The organism is Thermostichus sp. MS-CIW-40 (assembly GCF_054058315.1).
This window is the reverse complement of record NZ_JBSSAC010000055.1, coordinates 1-15,432: the sequence shown is the minus strand read 5'-3', so window position 1 is coordinate 15,432 and position 15,432 is coordinate 1. Positions and strand designations below refer to the sequence as shown.

Below are 15,432 nucleotides of genomic sequence, written 5' to 3'. Positions count from 1 at the left end.
AGAGCTGGGCTGAGGGCGATTGCAGTGAATCCCAACGGCAGCAGTCAAAACTGCTCTCGGTGTGGTCAAAGAGTACCGAAAGCGATTCAAGACAGATGGCATTCTTGTTCCCATTGTGGGCTAGAACTAGGACGCGACCACCATGCGGCCATCAACATCAAGCACAGGGCGGTGGGGCATCCCGTTCTTTTCGCGTCAGCGGGACGTAGTCCTCAAGCGCAGGAAACGTCCTTTTCGCGTTAGCGGCGCGGAGCGCTTTGCGTCAGCATGAGTGTGGGAGTATGTCACGCTGAAGAAATCTACAGGGATCCAGTTGGGGACATGTCGAATCCTGCTGCTGTCCAGGACTTGTCTGCCAGCCTGAAGATCGGCCAGGTGGCTCTAGCAGCCGGCTTGCCTGTACGCACGGTGCGTTACTACGAGTCGATTGGCCTGCTGAAGCCAACGGTGGAACGAGCGGAGTCCAGCTATCGATTGTTCGACCCTTCGGTTTTGGTTCGTCTGGCCTTTATCCGCCGCTGCCAGAGCCTGGGCCTGAGCTTGGAGGAAATTCGCCACATCCTGGACATCCACGACCGAGGGGAGCAGCCTTGCCCAGAAATTCGCCAGCACCTGCAAGACAAGCTGCAAGAGATCGAACGGCGAATTGCCGATCTGCAAGCGCTGAAAAGCCAAATTCAAGGTCTGCTCTCCGATTGGCAAATCCCCCCTGCAGCTGCTGATGAAAAAGAGGTGATCTGCCCGATTTTGCAAAAACCAGAGGCCAGGGGCGGCAAGGGCAACAGCCGTTACTCCACCGTTACCGACTTAGCCAAGTTGCGCGGCTGATCCACATCGGCTCCGCGGCGCAAAGCCATGGCGTAGGCGAACAACTGCAGGGGGATCACGTTCAGAACCGCCGACAACAGGGGTGTCGTGCTGGGCACCTCGATGATGTGGTCGGCTTTCTCCCGCACCTGGGTGTCTTCGGGGTTGATGAGGGCGATCACCCGTCCCCCCCGCGCCCGCACCTGTTCGATGTTGGAGAGCATTTTTTCGTAGACGGGATCCCGGGTGGCAATGCACACCACCGGCACCCGCTCGTCGATGAGGGCGATAGGGCCATGCTTCATCTCCCCTGCCGGGTAGCCTTCGGCGTGGATATAGCTCACCTCTTTCATCTTCAAAGCTCCTTCCAGGGCAATCGGGGCGTTAACCCAGCGGCCCAGATAGAGCATGTTGGCAACATGATGGTACTGCTCCGCCAGTTGGTCGTAGAGGGCGGCGTCCTTCAGCAGCAGGCTGATCTTGCCCGGCAGCTCGATCAAGGCTTGCAGGTGGGTTTGGATCTGGGCCGGGCTGAGGATCCCTTTGGCTTGGGCCAGTTGCAGGGCCAGCAAATACCCCGCCACCAACATGCCGGTAAACACTTTGGTGGAAGCCACGGCAATCTCCGGACCGGCATGGATGTAGAGAACCCCGGCATCCGCCAGACGGCTGGCCTGGGATCCGATGGTGTTGACAATCGCCAGGGTCGGGATCCCTTGGGTGCGGGCCTCGCTCATGGCTGCCAGCGTATCGACGGTTTCTCCCGACTGGGTTAAGGCCAGCAACAGGTGGTTGGGGCGCAACACCGGCTGGCGGTAGCGAAACTCAGAGGCGTAATCCACCTCTACAGGGGTACGGGCCAAGCTCTCGATGAAGTACTTGAGCACCCAGCAGGCGTGCCAGGCAGTACCACAGGCTACAGCGTGGATGTGCTCAATGTGGGCCAGTTGTGCTTCAGAAAGCGCTAGCCCCTCCAGTGTCACCCGGCCCTGTTCCAGATCCACCCGCCCCCGTAGCGTATCGGTGGTGGTGCGGGGCTGCTCAAAGATCTCCTTTTGCATGAAGTGCTTGTAGCCTCCCTTGGCGGCTGAGACGGGATCCCAGGCCACGGTGATGCTGGATTTGCGCAGCTCCTCGCCGGTAATGCGCAAGTAGCGCACTTGAGACTCCGTGAGAACCGCCATTTCCCCATCTTCTAAGAACACCACCTTGCGGGTATGGCGGACAATGGCAGGCAGATCGGAGGCGACGAAGTTTTCTCCTTCTCCCTCTCCCACCACCACGGCTCCGGCATTGCCCAAACGGGCTGCGATCAGCCGATCCGGCGCCTCCCGATCCAGAGCCACTACGGCGTTTCCTCCCCGCAGTTGCCCCATGACCTGGCCAAAGGCCGCCTCAAAGGAGCCCAGCTCTTCTGTATAGAGGCCGAGCAGTTGGGCGATCACTTCCGTATCGGTTTGGGAGCGAAATGGGATCCCCCGCTCCAAGAGGCGCTCCTTCAGCTCCAGGTAGTTTTCCACAATGCCGTTTTGGATCACCACAATGCGCCCGCGCTCGTCGCACTGGGGGTGGGCATTTTCTTCGGTCACGCCGCCGTGGGTGGCCCAGCGGGTATGTCCGATCCCTACCTTGGCCGTGGGCATGTTGGCCGTCAGCTTCACCAGCAGGTTGTGCAGCTTGCCGGTAGCGCGGACAACTCTCAATCCTTCTTCGGGATCCACTGTGGCAATGCCGGCAGAATCATAGCCCCGATACTCCAAGGTGCGCAGGCCCTCCAACAGGATGGGGGCAGCCCACTGAAAACCCACGTAGCCGACAATGCCACACATTCCTCACACCTCAACCTCAGTCGCATCAGCGTTGCGTAGCAATACAGGCAACACCTTATCCGCAAAGCCTACCCCAGGTTGGGGATCCCTTCAACGGCTTTGGCCGACGTTGTTCACCTCAGCGGGTTGCCAATTTATGGGGAAGTCTGCGGCTGCCATCCTTGGGATCCAGAGACAATCCCCTGGGCAAAAGAGACGGGCGCAAAATGGAACTGATAACCTTCGGCCACCGCGGGCTGGATCCCATCTTCTCTGGGCACACTGGAGACCAGTCGGCTCAGCCCCAACACCAACTCTCGAATGCCGCGGCGAAACTGGGGATCCCCGGTCAGCTCGTCGATGTCGGCGGTAATTTTTTGCATATTCTGAAAGGTGATGCGGGCGGAATCGAGGGTTTGGCGCAGAGTAGCTAAAGTGCCCGGATCGTTGAGGCTGGCGGCAATCTGCTGCAGATCTTCGGTAGCTTGGGCCACGTTCTCCGCAGCCGCTCGCACCTCGGCCAGGATCTGGCGCACATCGGCCTGGAGTTGTGGATCGGTAACCAGCGGGCGCACCGCGCTGGACATGGCCTGGAGATCGGCGCTCACCTGCTGGATGTTCTCCAGGGCGGCGTTAAGGGAAGTGCGGTTTTGATCCACCAGGGCGGTGAATTGATCGGCAGCCGCTTGAAAACTGCGGGCAGTTCCCCCCACAGCTCCAGCCGCGTCTTGGATGGCTGTGGCAGCGGTCATGAATTGCGACAAGTCCAGATCTTCGGTGCGCAGGGCAGCTACTCGCTCTTCTACGGTTTCTGAAAGACTGGCTACGCTATTGGCGACGCGGGTGATCCCTTCTAGGGTGGCGTTAAGGGTGTCGAAGAGCTCATCGTCGTTGACCCGTGTGAGCAGCTGATCCAGCCGGATCAATAACTGGCCAAAATCCACTCCAGGTTTGCCCTCCACCACATCCCCATCGCAGATGATTTGACTGCTGTCGCAATCCGCTGCCAGAGGGGATCCCGTTGCCGCCTGACCCCTCCCCTGGGGCAGGATATCCATCACCGTTTCCCCCACCAACCCCGTCTGTTTGGTAAGAAACAGGGAATCGCGGGGGATGACTAGGGGCTGATCAATGGTCACCTGTACTTCTACTTGGCTGGGTTGAGGCACAATCCGCTCCACTCGACCTATGGTTACCCCCCGCAGCCGCACACTGGATCCCTCGGCCAGCCCGGCCACGTTGGTATAGGTGACGGTAAATTGAAAGCCGCGACTGCCGAAGCGCAGGTTGTAGATCCACAAAAACAGGCCGGCAAAGCCCAGCGCCCCCGCCAGGATCAACAGGCCCACTGCCCCTTCTCGTACTGCTCGCGAACGCATCACCTCACACCTGCCCCGCCACTTGAATCGGCCCTTCTACGCTACCGCTGAAAAACTGCCGCACAAAGGGGTTATCGCACGTTTCAATCTGCTGCACGGATCCCTCCCACTGCACCCGCCCCTGAGCCAACAGGACAATGCGGTCGGTGGCGCGGTAAATGGTGCTGTGCTGGTGGGTCACCACAATGTAGCTCTCACAGGCTTTTTTCACCTGCTGCAGCTCCCGGATGAGATCTTCAATTACCGTGGAGGCAATGGGATCCAAGCCCGCTGTGGGCTCGTCGTACAGCAGCAATTGGGGCTCATCCTGGGGCAGAGAAGGATCCTCCATAATGGCGCGGGCGAAGCTGGCCCGTTTGCGCATCCCCCCCGAGAGTTCTTCTGGCAGGTTGTGCTCTTTGCCCGCCAGTCCCACCGCCTCCAGCTTGGCGGCCACCAATTCCTGAATACGGGAGCGGGGCAACTGCGAGTGCTCGTAGAGCAAAAACCCCACGTTTTCTTCCACCGTCAGGGAGTCGAAGAGGGCGGCCTGCTGAAACACCATCCCTACTCGCAAAGGGGGAGTTGCATGATGGGCTTGAATCTCCGGGAGCGGGATCCCGCACCAGAGCACTTCTCCAGCGTCTGGCTCCGTTAAGCCGGCGATGATGCGCAGCAGCGTCGATTTCCCGGTGCCCGAAGGCCCCACCAGGCCCAGGGCCTCACCCCGGTACACCTTCAGATCCACGTGGTCAAGCACCACCGTCGAGCCGAAGCGCTTGGAAACTTGGCGCAGCTCCACCAAGGGGGCAGTGCTCTGCACTGCTGGCATGCTCAGAAGCTCCGCCCTCGCCAAAGGCTGGAGCCTATTTTCGGACACCTGCTGCTCCTTTGGGCTGTCTATGCTGCTTCTGAAGCACTTGACCAATGATTTCAAGCAAAACTGGGGGCTCAGGATGCTTCCCTCCTTGAGTCGGCTTCACTGCTAGTTTAGGAGTCGGCAGGGGCCAAGGCAATGAAGCACCCACAGCCCTATCAAGGCAGATCAGGGATCCCTGGCGATAGGCCCAAGCCGTACCTCTCGTCTCCATTCTCTCTGCTCTGGGGCTCAGGGGCGAGGTCTTCCTCAAGGGCAGCCACCCAACCGGAGGGGACGATCTCCATCTCGTCTGTAACCCCTGCTCTTTTCTCTTCCCTCTTCTCTCCGTCAGCCAGCTCCGGCTGTTCATCCTGCTCCGAATGGAGTTTCACGCGCCGCGAGAAGCCCCAGACAAATAGGGGGATCACAGCCACCATCATCCCCCACTCTGGGATCTCGATTTGGGGGAAAAACACTTCCAACAACATGGTGCTCCCCACCAGGGCAATGATGGCAAAAGCGGCATCTTCCAGGTGAGAGAACTCATCCAACCAACGCAAAAACAGAGAAGCCATGTAGCGCATCAGGGTAATGCCGAGAATGCCGCCGAGGATGATTACCCAAGCCTTGCGGGAGACACCCACCGAAGCAGCGATACTGTCGAAAGAAAAGACCAGATCCGTCAGTTCCACCATCACCAGGGTCTGCCAAAAATTGGCGTGGCGGGTGATGTCCTGTTCTGGGCCTTCTTCCTCGCCCCGAAAGTGCTGCCAGGCCAGCCAGAGCAGGTAGCAGGCTCCCAAAAACTGTGCGGGTGGATACTCCACCAACCAAACTGCCGCGAAGACAATGGCAATGCGAAAGCTGTAAGCGCCGATGATGCCCCAGCGCAAGGCCCGATTCTGCTGCTGGGGGGTGGGCAGATGCTTCACCAGAGCCGCCAGGGCAACGGCGTTGTCCGCAGAGAGGGCGGCCTCCAAAAACACCAAAGCCACTACCAAGAAAATATCTGTCCAGGTGAAGGACTGAGTCATCCCTTGCGCCAGGGTCAAGGTCGCTCCCATCGCATCTGTTGCATTTTTGACAAGTGTTGCATCAATTAGCATATTCGCGCGTTTTGTCCGCCCCAGTCAGTCCAACACAGCAGTTAACCAGCGTAGGAACCCTCCCCATCTTCGGATAAAGGTACCCCAGAAAAAGGCATGAACCCAGTTAGGTGACCAGAGGCAACACCCTCAAACTCCCGAAGGATGGGAAAGAGAAAGCCCAAGCCTAAACTATGGCCTGAGTATAGCCTGTTTGGCTCAGGATCTATTTACAATTCTTAACCTTCCGAAATCTGTCGATTCCCTGTTGGATCTCTAGTGGGGCCGCATGAACTCAATCGAGCTGCCAGCCGTTGTCCGCAACGCAGGATCTGGCCTGCCAGAATCGCCGCCCCAAAACCGTTATCAATGTTCACCACTCCCACCCCCGCTGCGCAGGAGTTGAGCATAGTGAGCAGGGCAGCCAAGCCCTGGAAGCTGGCCCCGTAGCCAATGCTGGTGGGCACAGCGATCACCGGACAATCCGCCAGACCCGCCACCACACTGGCCAAGGCCCCCTCCATGCCCGCCACCACGATCAGCACGTCCGCTTGCAGGGCCGCCCGGTTGTGCAGCAGCCGATGGATCCCGGCCACCCCCACATCCCAGAGGCGCTTCACCTGAAACCCAGAAAGCTCGAGCGTGAGGGCGGCTTCTTCTGCCACCGGTAAGTCGGCAGTGCCGGCGGAGATCACGCTGACCTGTCCAGGATGGCTGACCACCTGCCGGGACGGGATCCAACACAAGCGGGCCAACTCGGAATACTGGGCCTGGGGCAAGCGGCTGCGGATCTCGGCATACACCTGGGCTTCGATGCGGGTGGCCAAGGCCAGGGATCCCCGCTGGTGGAGTTGCTCCAGGATCTGGGCAATCTGATCTGGGGTCTTGCCCGGCCCCCACACGGCTTCGGGAAAGCCCGTGCGCAAGGGACGGTGGTGATCCACATGGGCGAAATCTCCCACCGGCTCGAAGGGCAGAAAGCGATAGGCCTGCAGAGCTTGCTCTGGGGTGAGCTTCCCTTGGGCCACCGCCCGAAACAGATCCTGCAGCGCTGTCGTGGAAGGGGGGTTCATGGAAGGTGAGTTCAATCTGCAACACTCGGCTTGGATCTTGCCTGGATCTACTGGGCCAAAGACCCGCGCGGGAAAAACAACACCGGATGCCAACTTTGCCGCAAAATCTCGCCGGTGAGGCTGCGAACCGACCACTCCCAGAAGCTGCCCACGTGGGGGGAGGCAGTGGCGATGGCCGTCATGTCTTCATCGGCAGCAGTAGCTAGGATCTCTTTGAGAGGGGATCCCACCCGCACCAGGGCCCGCAACTGTACCGGTTTCACCCGCTCGACCAGCGGTTCAATCACCTGAGCCAAGTCGGCTTCGGCCTTGCGTTGGAGCACCTCCACCGGAGTTCCTTGGTTGCGGCGGGCGCTGGGATCCACCACGTAGAGCAGGGTAAGCGTCTGGCACTGGGAAGTACCGGGCAGCAGGTGGCCGAGATGGTTCAGCAACTGCTGACGCGGCTGCTCAAAGTCAAAGGGCACCAAGAGGCAGCGAAACAGGTGGCGGCTGCGCAAGCGCAATTCTTCCAGGGTAAAGGTAGCCAGCAGCTGGGGGCGCATCACCAGTAGGGGGATTTTCAGCTTCGGCAACAGCGCCATGGTGGTGCTGCCGAACAATTTTTCGGCGAGCAGATTGTGGGTGCCCATGCCTGTGATTAACAGATCGCAGCCGTAGGCTTGGATCCCTTTTAAGATCGCCTCTGCCGGCTTGCCCACCTGCACCAGAGCCTTGACTTCCAACCCCGCCGGGATCGGGTTCAGCAGCTTCTGCAACTGGGTCTGCTCTGCCTGGACTTCGGGGGTAATGTCGTCGGGAATGCCGATGTCGTCATCCTGCCAATCCAGACTGCGCACGAAGGTGACGCGCTCGATGCCATTGCTGTGCAGATCTTCTAGACACTTGCCAAAACGCTGCAGGCCATCTCGGCGGTCGGTGGCAATTAACACGTTTTTAAACATATCGTTTTGAGCATTAGGAGAGAGGGTAGCCGGCTCAAGAGCAACGCTTTGGCCCGCAGCGATCCTAAGCTAACACCTTGCGGGGTTGTTCCCAAGGCAGCAGCTCCGGATCCCTCTTCGGCATCGGTTGCTCAGCGGTTGGGATCCGCCAGGTTGCGAAACTGGGTGTACTGGCTTTCGAACAGCAGGCGCACGGTACCGGTGGGGCCGTTGCGATGTTTGGCAATGATGACCTCGGCAATGCCGCGATCGCTGGTGTTGGGATCGTAGTATTCCGGGCGATAGATCATCATCACCAGATCGGCATCCTGCTCGATGCTGTTGTGAACCAGCAGACCGTTGGCCACGAAGTTGTGGTGGCGGGGCATTTCGACGTCGTAAACCGGCTGAGGCTCCCCCGGCTCGCTGATGAACACCACCGGATCCCAGATCAGCCCCTCCTGCACTACCACCGCCACCTCTTCCTCCAATTGCAGCTCGTCGAGGGTTTTCCAGCCGTCTGGGGTCAAGAAGGGATGGTTGCCGGTGGCGCGAATGGAAAAGTTGAGGCGGGTCTTCAGAACACAGGTGGGCTGCCGACCACTGCAAAACACCTTCACAGGCTGTTGGGGCACCAAGCGCCCGCGCCCGTTCAAGCTGAGCAGGCGGGGCAGTTCCGCCGAAGCCGGCAGGGCCGCCAGTTGATCCAGCCGCCAGATCTTGCCGCGATCCGCATCCATCACCTGCGTATCCCCGGCCAGACAGCCCGATTCCCGCAGATCCGCCAGCTGTGGACGTTTGTCGGAGCGAGACTCGACAGCTCGACTGAGCTGAGAAAGCACCAGCACCGGCACCATCAGCTCTTTGGCCATGGCCTTGAGGCCACGGGTAATGCGCGACAGCTCCTGCACCCGGTTGTCAGCAGCGGATCCCTGCATCAGTTGTAGGTAGTCGATCAACACCATCCCCAACGTTCCCCCCTGTTCCGCCTGCAAACGCCGCGCTTTGGAGCGAATTTCTGTAACGGTACAGTCGGGGGTATCGTCGATGAACAGGGGCAATTGCGACAAAAAACCAATGGCTTGGCCCAGGCGCTGCCACTCGTGTTCGCTAATGCGCCCAGAACGCAGGCGGCTGCTGTCGATGCGGGCTTCGCTGGCCAAAAGCCGCTGCACCAGTTGCTCCCGAGACATTTCCAGGCTAAAGATAGCGACCGGCTGCTTGGCATAGGCAGCCACATTTTGGGCAATGTTGAGGGCCAGGCTGGTTTTCCCCATCGAAGGCCGACCGGCCAGGATCAACAAATCGGATCGCTGCAAGCCCTGGGTCAGGTTATCCAGGTCGATGAATTTGGTCGGGATCCCCGGAAGCTGTGCCCCGCTTTGGAACTTCTCTTCCAAGTCCGAGAAGATATTGACCAAAACCTCAGAAGCCGGGATGAGGCTACGCTGCACTCGCTCTTGGGTGAGGCCAAACACTTGCTGCTCGGCTTGATCCATTACTTGAGACAGGGGTTGGCTGGTATCGTAGGCCAAACGAGCCAAGGTATTGCTCACCTGGATCAACTGGCGGCGCATGTATTTATCCATCACCAGGCGGGCATACTGGTCGATGTTGACGCTGCTGACGGTTTGCTCCAGCAGACGACGGATCGCCCCTGTTCCCCCCACCCGCTCCAGAAGATGATGATCCGCCAACCAAGCAGACACAGTCATCAGGTCGGTGGGCTGCCCTTGGCTGTGCAGTTGGAGAGCAGCCCGGTAAATCTCTTGGTGGGCAGAGATGTAGAACATCTCTGGACGCAGAAACTCCGCGACCCGCACCAACGCATCCGGATCGAGGAGGATGCCCCCCAGGATTTCCTCCTCGGCTTCTATGTTCTGGGGAGGAAGCCGATCCCCACCCGTTAAGTCGTAATCGCTGATCACCACAAGCCAGGAGTAGGAAAATCAACCCAGCCCTAGGGCAACCGGCCTCTCAGCCAGTCAGCTCCAATCGTCAGGCGGGTCAAGCTCTAGGCTGAGCATACCCGCTTGTTGCCCAAGGCAAAAACCCTACTCACCCCGGGATCCCTCACGGGAACTCAGGGATCCTCGAAGGTGAGTCCTCATTCGGGAGTAACCTGAATGCGCAGCGTAGCGGTAACTTCGGGGTGTAGCTTCACCTGCACGGGATAAACCCCGGTTTTTTTGATTTCCTCGTTGAGGAGAATGTTGCGGCGGTCGATATCTAGACCGCTGGTAGCCAGCACCACCTCAGCAATATCGCTGGTGGTCACCTGCCCAAATAGGAGGTCGTGTTCTCCCACTTTCTTACGGATGACAAAGCGACCGATGGTCTCCAGAGCAGTCTTGTAGTTTTCCGCCCGTTGTTTTTCTGCCAGTTTACGAGCCGCTTCCTGCTCCAGACGCATCTGCTGCTCTTTCAATATGCCAGGGGTAACCCGCACCGCCATCTGCCGTGGGAAGAGGTAGTTGCGAGCATAGCCGGGCTTGACGTTGACAATCTCTCCGGGCTTGCCCAGCCCTGGGATCGCCTGGCGCAGCACAACCTGCATGTTACGTTTCGACATTGGGAAGACACTTCTTTTCTCGACAGCCCTCCATTCTAGAGGCTCAGCAGGTTCATCGTCAGCCCAGAGTGCCATAGCCACCAGCCCGTCGGCATAGGGGATCCCTTCTCAGAGCTTATTCCCGATTGGCAGGTCTCTAGAGTCCTCTTCCAGCTCTGAACCTTGGCGGGAAGATGAAGAAGCCACCTTTCCAAACTCAAAAGGCGGAAGTTCTCTGTTTTGGGAGATACCCAATCCAGGATAGGGAGTGGCTGACACCAAAGGGGATCCCTTGAGGGGTTTGCAACATTTGGCGGATATCCCCAGAGATAACCTGGGCTTAACCTCGTTTTAACTAAAAACAACTGGCCTTTACGTTATAGTAGCTGCGCGGACTGGCGAAGTCTTCAATGGAGCGTTCCCGAGGGAACCCTGCGTGCTCAAAGGGATCCCTGGGATGTTGCGATCGGTTGAAGGCTTGTTGAGGATCGCAGGGTTAGCTTGAGGGTTGCCTCCAAGCTTCCAGGCGGTAGTGGCATACCCAGCCCGACGAGTTTTGATTGGGTTGGGTAAGGTTCTCGAGTGAAGTAGCCTTTTTTAGATCTGGGCTAGGATTTTATCTTCATCTGGGAGAGGAGATCTGTATGGTGACGTTGCACCCCTTGGAGCGTCGTTCTTTCCTGAAGTTTCTATCTGCCACTGTTGCCGGCTTTGCGGCCAGTCAGACGAATTGGCAGCGAGTGTTTGCTCAGCAGACCATCACCATCAATGGCGCTGGGGCGACCTTCCCGGCCCCCATCTATCAAACTTGGGCCCAAGAGTTTGGCAAGAAAAACCCTAACATCCAGGTCAACTATCAGTCTGTAGGAAGCGGTGCGGGTCGTCGGCAGTTTGTAGCCCGCACGGTCGATTTCGGTGCCAGTGACAGCGTGCCCCGTCCTGAAGAGATCAACCAAATTGAGAATAACGCAAAGTCAGATCCAAGCGCGTCGTGCTGGACTGGGTGATGACAGGCCTGACCTTTGCTTCCAGCATTTTTGCGATTGTTGTGCTCGCTTCCATCCTTTACTATGTTTTCGTCAATGGCATTGAGCGCTTCAATTGGCAGACCTTAACCCAGCTTCCTCCTCCTCCTGGCGATCAGGTAGGTGGCTTTGGCAACGCAGTGCTGGGGACGATCATTGTGGTATCGATTGCCATCTTGATCTCCTTCCCAATTGGCTTGTTTGCTGCGATTTACCTTTCGGAGTTTGGACAGAACAGCTCAACAGCCTCGGCTTTGCGCTTCGTCATCAAGGTTCTGACCGGGGTTCCCTCCATCATTTCCGGGGTGTTTGCCTATGGGGTGCTTGTGCTCTCCACTAAGACCTTTTCTGCCCTGGCGGGTGGGGTAGCTCTATCGGTGCTGACTTTGCCGATCATCATCCTCTCCTGCGAGGAGGCTCTGCGCTTGGTGCCGGCGGATACTCGGGCTGCTGCCTATGCTCTGGGCGCTTCCCGGGTGCAGACCGTGTTTCGAGTTGTCTTGCCGGCTGCCTTGCCGGTGATCCTAACGGGGGTGACTTTGGCCATTGCCCGAGCAGCAGGGGAAACAGCGCCTCTAATCTTCACCGCTCTGTTCAGTTTCCTATGGCCCGATGGTTTGCTGAAGCCAGTAGCTTCGCTGGCGGTGCTGATCTACAACTTTGCCATTGTTCCCTTCGAGAACCAGCAGAAAATTGCTTGGGGAGGAGCCTTGGCTTTGGTGATTCTGGTTTTGATCACCACGATCAGTTTCCGGCTGCTGCTGAGTCGTCGTCAGGAAACCATTACTATCTGATCTGGTTCTTCTGAGATTTTTGCCTCACTATTCTTCGATTTTGAGTTTGGGTTCTGAAGCAACGTCTACCTCTGGTATTCCTATGCGCCCTCCATTTCCCGGCACTCCTGATTCCTCTAAGAAGTCTGCCAAGTTAACTGTTGAGCTGGAAACGCAAGCAGTCAGTGTTTACTACGGCTCTCATTTGGCGGTGAAGCAGGTTTCTCTGAAGATTCCCAAGAATCACATCACTGCTTTTATTGGCCCTTCGGGCTGCGGCAAGAGTACTTTGCTGCGCTGCTTTAACCGCATGAACGATCTGATCCCGGGAGCGAGAGTAGAGGGATCCGTAATTTTTCACGGGAAAAACATCTACGATCCCGATGTAGATCCTGCTGAAGTGCGGCGGCGAGTTGGCCTGGTGTTCCAAAAGCCCAACCCCTTCCCGAAGTCCATCTACGACAACATTGCCTTTGGGCCACGGATCAACGGCTACCAAGGAGACTTGGATGAGCTGGTAGAGCGCGCATTGCGTCAGGCCGTCCTCTGGGACGAGGTGAAAGACAAGTTGAAGACGAGCGGCCTCTCCCTTTCGGGGGGACAGCAGCAGCGCCTCTGCATTGCCCGCACCTTGGCCATCCAACCAGAGGTGATCCTGATGGACGAGCCCTGTGCCTCGTTGGATCCAATCTCCACGTTGCGCATTGAGGAGTTGCTCAAGGAACTGGGCCGTCGCTACACGATCATTATCGTTACCCACAACATGCAGCAGGCAGCGCGGGTCTCCGACTTTACCGCCTTCTTCAACACTGAAGTCGACGAAGAGGGGGTTCGCTACGGACGGTTGGTGGAGTTTAACCGCACTGAGAAAATCTTCAACGCTCCCGCCCATCGGGAAACGGAAGAGTACGTGAGCGGACGGTTCGGCTAATCTGCTGTTGGCGATCCCTCAATTCTGGTCAGTTGGGATCCCGCTCGCCTATTCTAATGGGCGGGAAGATCTATGCAAGGTGAGGCACCGGCGAGATGGCCAAGCGGGTGCGTCTGGATAGCTGGTTGGTGGAGCGCGGATATTTTTCCTCACGCCAGCAAGCGCAACGCTCCATTTTGGCAGGAGAAGTCTTTCTAAATGGGGTGCGGGCGGAAAAGCCTGGAACCTGGGTGAGCGGGGATCCAGCGGTGCAAGTCCAGTCTGGGCCTGCTTTTGTCTCACGGGGGGGAGAAAAGCTACAGGGGGCGCTGCAAACTTTTCCTGTTCAGGTGCAGGGTCGTATTTGTTTGGATGCGGGCATTTCCACAGGAGGTTTTACAGACTGCTTGTTGAAACGGGGAGCCCAGCGGGTCTACGGAGTGGATGTGGGCTATGGGCAACTGGCCTGGTCTCTGCGAACCGACCCACGGGTCATCCTCAAGGAACGAACCAATCTGCGCTACCTGCAGCCTGTCGATCTCTACGGAACGGAGGTGCCTACTCCAAGCTGGCCAGATCTGGCAGTGGTGGATCTCTCTTTTATTTCCCTAACCAAGGTGTTGGATCCTCTCTGGAACCTGTTGCGCCCGCCGCGGGAAGCTTTGTTGCTGGTAAAGCCTCAGTTTGAGGCGGGCCGGGATCAGGTGGGCAAAAAGGGGGTGGTACGGGATCCGGTTGTCCATGCCCGCGTGCTGGAGACGGTGATGCGCTCGGCCGTGGCCCAGGGTTGGCAGGTGCAAGGCTACACGTGGTCGCCCATTACCGGCTCTGCCGGCAATATCGAGTACTGGCTCTGGCTGGCCGAAGGAGAAGGGATCCCTCTCCCCAGCGGCAGTGCGCTACAACAGATGAGCGAGCAGGCAAGAGCGACCCTACACGGGTAGCTTGTCGATTTTGTCAATAGGTTGATGTGCTGGGTTGGGGGAGATGAGCCAAAAAATTGAAGAATTGTTTCAGGAAGGGATTCGGCGCTATGAATCCGGGGAAGCGGCCAAGACGTTAATTCCCTCTTTTGAGTCGATCTGTAAGGGATCCCCAAAGGCGGCGGCGGCTTGGACGTGCTTGTCCTGGCTCTACCTTCTGGAGGGGCAGGCGGAAAAAGCTCTGAAGGCCGCCCAGACTGCTGTGAAGTTGGATCCGGTGGATGCCCAGCCCCGTGTGAATCTGACCCTAGCCATGCTGGAGCTGAAAAAAACCGGGGTACGCCAGCAGGTGGAGGCCATTAAGCAAATCTTGGCACGGGATCCCGAGCAGATTGAGGGTGTCAAATCCAACCTGCAAGAGGGAGGGAACCGCCGTCCTGCTTGGCCCCACTTGAGCAAGATTTACAACTGGCTCTTTGAAGAAGATTAAGTGACCCTATTCCTTGTTTTGCAACAAGACTTTAGGAAAATCTAGAGCTTTTTATTTTAATCTACAACTCTTAGCGATGTTCTCATGGAGTTGGTGCTAAACTTCTTGTACCCAATAGCAATATGGGATCCATTTATCGATAGGGGTTAGCTCTCGTCGCTTCTCTTCCCCGGCCTCAGTTGATTGATGAGATTGAACTCCGGGCTGGCGCGAGATGCTTAGCTCGGCGGTGGCTGCACTTCATTATATTGCAGTGGATATTGCAGTGGTGTTGCACTGCCGCCGCTTCCATAGCCACTGAATCGAGTCCCGTTTTCCAACCTCACTTTTTTGACCCCTTTGACTGCAGATGGGAGGAACTTTAAGATGAACCGTCAGACCGTTTGGGTTAAGAGCGATACCCGAAACCACCAAGGCTATTTCATTCCCCAGTGTGAGTATACTTTGGTCGAGGCCGACCAAAACGGCTGGGCGCTGATCTGTGCGGACAATGCCCGCTGCTATTATGTGGATCCCGAACAACTCTGGTTTGAGGCGGGATGAGAACTGTTGCTGCCTATTCAGGGCTGCTTGACTTCGAGGGAGTTCTGTAGAAACGCGGGCTCCCCATCATACATCCTCCCCATGCCGTTGGGCAGGGGTTTTTTCATGGGATGAGGATTGGCCCGTCATGCCTGTACACAGAACGGGCTTTAGGCTGGTACCTTGGGGCTTCTTCGACCGCAACCCGACAATCAATCTAGCGGAGCCGGCGTAAACTACCCGGCTCCGACCGCTAAGCGGTACGGAGCGGGCTTTCAGTAGCCCTGAGCCTGCTCTGCTCTACCAGAGAACAAAACAGGCCCGA

The 15,432-nt window shown here is 57.8% G+C and carries 16 protein-coding genes and 1 pseudogene; 9 read left to right on the top strand and 8 right to left on the bottom strand.

What is annotated here, in order from left to right:
• Both ACVWXF_RS12885 and ACVWXF_RS12880 read left to right on the top strand, forming a co-directional pair.
• Nucleotides 1-243: zinc ribbon domain-containing protein (locus tag ACVWXF_RS12885; protein ID WP_457474587.1), on the top strand; the 243-nt coding region annotated here is incomplete at its 5' end.
• Nucleotides 244-321: 78 nt separating this feature from the next.
• Nucleotides 322-828 carry a heavy metal-responsive transcriptional regulator gene (locus ACVWXF_RS12880; RefSeq protein WP_457474586.1) on the top strand — a complete coding sequence of 169 codons (507 nt, stop codon included), beginning with the start codon at nt 322-324 and terminating at the stop codon, nt 826-828.
• Here ACVWXF_RS12880 and glmS read toward each other — a convergent pair.
• The 8 genes from glmS to rplI all read right to left on the bottom strand — a co-directional run bounded on the left by glmS (nt 789) and on the right by rplI (nt 10,485).
• Nucleotides 789-2,636, bottom strand: coding sequence for a glutamine--fructose-6-phosphate transaminase (isomerizing) (glmS, locus tag ACVWXF_RS12875; protein ID WP_457474585.1), 1,848 nt, complete (start codon nt 2,634-2,636; stop codon nt 789-791). The genes ACVWXF_RS12880 and glmS overlap by 40 nt on opposite strands.
• Nucleotides 2,637-2,770: 134 nt before the next feature.
• A complete protein-coding gene (locus tag ACVWXF_RS12870; protein ID WP_457474584.1) occupies nt 2,771-3,994 on the bottom strand; it encodes an MlaD family protein in 1,224 nt (407 codons plus the stop codon).
• Between the two features lie 4 nt (nt 3,995-3,998).
• Nucleotides 3,999-4,805, bottom strand: a complete 807-nt coding sequence (locus ACVWXF_RS12865) for an ABC transporter ATP-binding protein (RefSeq protein WP_414355855.1) — start codon at nt 4,803-4,805, stop codon at nt 3,999-4,001.
• Nucleotides 4,806-5,008: 203 nt separating this feature from the next.
• Complete coding sequence (locus tag ACVWXF_RS12860) at nt 5,009-5,896, bottom strand: TerC family protein (RefSeq protein ID WP_457474583.1); 888 nt, start codon at nt 5,894-5,896, stop codon at nt 5,009-5,011.
• A gap of 260 nt (nt 5,897-6,156) precedes the next feature.
• A complete protein-coding gene (gene larB, locus ACVWXF_RS12855) occupies nt 6,157-6,990 on the bottom strand; it encodes a nickel pincer cofactor biosynthesis protein LarB (RefSeq protein ID WP_457474582.1) in 834 nt (277 codons plus the stop codon).
• Nucleotides 6,991-7,037: 47 nt separating this feature from the next.
• On the bottom strand, nt 7,038-7,934 hold the full coding sequence (locus ACVWXF_RS12850) for a universal stress protein (RefSeq protein WP_457474581.1): 897 nt from the start codon (nt 7,932-7,934) through the stop codon (nt 7,038-7,040).
• Nucleotides 7,935-8,065: 131 nt separating this feature from the next.
• Nucleotides 8,066-9,841 carry a replicative DNA helicase gene (gene dnaB, locus ACVWXF_RS12845; RefSeq protein WP_457397797.1) on the bottom strand — a complete coding sequence of 592 codons (1,776 nt, stop codon included), beginning with the start codon at nt 9,839-9,841 and terminating at the stop codon, nt 8,066-8,068.
• Nucleotides 9,842-10,020: 179 nt separating this feature from the next.
• Nucleotides 10,021-10,485: a 50S ribosomal protein L9 gene (rplI, locus tag ACVWXF_RS12840; protein ID WP_414329820.1), complete on the bottom strand. Its 465-nt coding sequence runs from the start codon at nt 10,483-10,485 to the stop codon at nt 10,021-10,023.
• Nucleotides 10,486-11,108: 623 nt separating this feature from the next.
• Between rplI and ACVWXF_RS12835 the strand changes: the two genes are divergently transcribed.
• The 7 genes and pseudogenes from ACVWXF_RS12835 to ACVWXF_RS12805 form a co-directional block, all read left to right on the top strand.
• Complete coding sequence (locus ACVWXF_RS12835; protein WP_457474580.1) at nt 11,109-11,471, top strand: extracellular solute-binding protein; 363 nt, start codon at nt 11,109-11,111, stop codon at nt 11,469-11,471.
• Nucleotides 11,471-12,283: a phosphate ABC transporter permease PstA gene (gene pstA, locus ACVWXF_RS12830; RefSeq protein ID WP_457474579.1), complete on the top strand. Its 813-nt coding sequence runs from the start codon at nt 11,471-11,473 to the stop codon at nt 12,281-12,283. Before ACVWXF_RS12835 ends, pstA begins: the two co-directional genes overlap by 1 nt.
• 82 nt (nt 12,284-12,365) lie before the next feature.
• Nucleotides 12,366-13,193 carry a phosphate ABC transporter ATP-binding protein PstB gene (pstB, locus tag ACVWXF_RS12825; RefSeq protein ID WP_457467001.1) on the top strand — a complete coding sequence of 276 codons (828 nt, stop codon included), beginning with the start codon at nt 12,366-12,368 and terminating at the stop codon, nt 13,191-13,193.
• 95 nt (nt 13,194-13,288) lie between these two features.
• Complete coding sequence (locus ACVWXF_RS12820; protein ID WP_457467000.1) at nt 13,289-14,116, top strand: TlyA family RNA methyltransferase; 828 nt, start codon at nt 13,289-13,291, stop codon at nt 14,114-14,116.
• Between the two features lie 43 nt (nt 14,117-14,159).
• Entirely contained in the window at nt 14,160-14,585 is a 426-nt protein-coding gene (locus ACVWXF_RS12815; RefSeq protein ID WP_011432703.1) for a hypothetical protein, read from the top strand.
• Nucleotides 14,586-14,951: 366 nt separating this feature from the next.
• Nucleotides 14,952-15,128 carry a hypothetical protein gene (locus tag ACVWXF_RS12810; RefSeq protein ID WP_414332524.1) on the top strand — a complete coding sequence of 59 codons (177 nt, stop codon included), beginning with the start codon at nt 14,952-14,954 and terminating at the stop codon, nt 15,126-15,128.
• A 112-nt stretch (nt 15,129-15,240) separates the two neighbouring features.
• Nucleotides 15,241-15,342 (top strand): annotated as a pseudogene (locus tag ACVWXF_RS12805) (copper amine oxidase); the annotation flags it as partial.
• Between the last annotated feature and the right edge of the window lie 90 nt (nt 15,343-15,432).

Bases quoted from the DNA above. Each gene is read 5' to 3' on its own strand.
- ACVWXF_RS12880 (WP_457474586.1), top strand. From the start codon at position 322: ATGTCGAATCCTGCTGCTGTCCAGGACTTGTCTGCCAGCCTGAAGATC.
- glmS (WP_457474585.1), bottom strand. From the start codon at position 2,636: ATGTGTGGCATTGTCGGCTACGTGGGTTTTCAGTGGGCTGCCCCCATC.
- ACVWXF_RS12870 (WP_457474584.1), bottom strand. From the start codon at position 3,994: ATGCGTTCGCGAGCAGTACGAGAAGGGGCAGTGGGCCTGTTGATCCTG.
- ACVWXF_RS12865 (WP_414355855.1), bottom strand. From the start codon at position 4,805: ATGCCAGCAGTGCAGAGCACTGCCCCCTTGGTGGAGCTGCGCCAAGTT.
- ACVWXF_RS12860 (WP_457474583.1), bottom strand. From the start codon at position 5,896: ATGGGAGCGACCTTGACCCTGGCGCAAGGGATGACTCAGTCCTTCACC.
- larB (WP_457474582.1), bottom strand. From the start codon at position 6,990: ATGAACCCCCCTTCCACGACAGCGCTGCAGGATCTGTTTCGGGCGGTG.
- ACVWXF_RS12850 (WP_457474581.1), bottom strand. From the start codon at position 7,934: ATGTTTAAAAACGTGTTAATTGCCACCGACCGCCGAGATGGCCTGCAG.
- rplI (WP_414329820.1), bottom strand. From the start codon at position 10,485: ATGTCGAAACGTAACATGCAGGTTGTGCTGCGCCAGGCGATCCCAGGG.
- ACVWXF_RS12835 (WP_457474580.1), top strand. From the start codon at position 11,109: ATGGTGACGTTGCACCCCTTGGAGCGTCGTTCTTTCCTGAAGTTTCTA.
- pstA (WP_457474579.1), top strand. From the start codon at position 11,471: ATGACAGGCCTGACCTTTGCTTCCAGCATTTTTGCGATTGTTGTGCTC.
- pstB (WP_457467001.1), top strand. From the start codon at position 12,366: ATGCGCCCTCCATTTCCCGGCACTCCTGATTCCTCTAAGAAGTCTGCC.
- ACVWXF_RS12820 (WP_457467000.1), top strand. From the start codon at position 13,289: ATGGCCAAGCGGGTGCGTCTGGATAGCTGGTTGGTGGAGCGCGGATAT.
- ACVWXF_RS12815 (WP_011432703.1), top strand. From the start codon at position 14,160: ATGAGCCAAAAAATTGAAGAATTGTTTCAGGAAGGGATTCGGCGCTAT.
- ACVWXF_RS12810 (WP_414332524.1), top strand. From the start codon at position 14,952: ATGAACCGTCAGACCGTTTGGGTTAAGAGCGATACCCGAAACCACCAA.